General features: G+C 59.6%; 1 protein-coding gene. It reads left to right on the top strand.

The features are described from left to right. A partial coding sequence (locus tag NW858_RS12075) for a class I SAM-dependent methyltransferase (RefSeq protein ID WP_414520596.1) occupies positions 1-347 on the top strand: 347 nt, incomplete at its 5' end. Positions 348-554: the final 207 nt, after the last annotated feature.

The raw sequence follows: 554 nt of genomic DNA, 5'->3' as shown, positions 1-554 counted from the left end.
CAGTTACAATGGGCTATGGCCTGCGCAACGTAACCGATATCCCGCAGGCGTTGCGAGAGATTTGCCGGGTGCTCAAGCCCGGCTGTCGCGCCGCTATTTTGGACTTTCATCGCCCCACAGGGATCCCGTTTCTTGCTCACTTTCAGCGCTGGTACCTGAACACCCAGGTCGTTGCCCAGGCCCAAACCCTTGGACTGGGATCTGAATATTCCTACCTCGATCCCAGTTTGGACGGCTTCCCCTCTGGCGAAGAGCAGCGGCAAATGGCCTTGCAGGCAGGATTTTCTACTGCCAAGTTTTACCCCCTAGCCGGTGGCATGATGGGAGTGCTGGTGGTTGCAAGATGATCCAAACGGCTTCTCCCCTCGCTCCTTAGACCCCCCTCTTCCTTTGGGAGAGGGGCTGGGGGTAAGGGGGTCACCAGCAGTGCAGAGCGCCTGGCCAGCGTCTCAAACCGGTTGAAGAGGCAGCTTAGGATGCGGCCTCCGAGGAGACGCAGCGGACTTGGCCAAGAGGGGCTTGGCGGCTAGGGAGCAACATAGCGATCCTGGGAG

The sequence above is a fragment of the Synechococcus sp. H55.10 genome, assembly GCF_047502715.1.
Taxonomy (GTDB): domain Bacteria; phylum Cyanobacteriota; class Cyanobacteriia; order Thermostichales; family Thermostichaceae; genus Thermostichus.
This window is presented reverse-complemented; position numbering and strand designations above follow the sequence as displayed.